This is a genomic window from Paraburkholderia sp. SIMBA_053, from assembly GCF_046534895.1.
Lineage (GTDB): Bacteria > Pseudomonadota > Gammaproteobacteria > Burkholderiales > Burkholderiaceae > Paraburkholderia > Paraburkholderia caledonica.
This window is the reverse complement of record NZ_JAWRXU010001818.1, coordinates 1-233: the sequence shown is the minus strand read 5'-3', so window position 1 is coordinate 233 and position 233 is coordinate 1. Positions and strand designations below refer to the sequence as shown.

Genomic DNA, 233 nt, shown 5'->3' with positions numbered 1-233 from the left:
ACAGCCCGATTCTGAATCGTTCGATCGCGCTCGCCGTGGTCAAGGGCGGCCTGAACAAGATGGGGCAAAACGTGACGATTCCGCTGGCGAGCGGCAAGCAGATCGCCGCGAAGATCGCCAGCCCCGTTTTCTACGACACCGAAGGGGTGCGGCGAGGGGGGGAAGGAAGCTAGGAACAAGGCACCGGGCGCAACAGCGGCTGTCGCGAACCGTGTGGCGGGACAACCGTGGCA

At 64.4% G+C, this 233-nt stretch carries 1 protein-coding gene; it reads left to right on the top strand.

The features are described 5' to 3' along the window. On the top strand, nucleotides 1-173 hold a 173-nt coding region (locus tag SB753_RS41790; RefSeq protein ID WP_410805784.1), incomplete at its 5' end, for a glycine cleavage T C-terminal barrel domain-containing protein. Nucleotides 174-233: the final 60 nt, after the last annotated feature.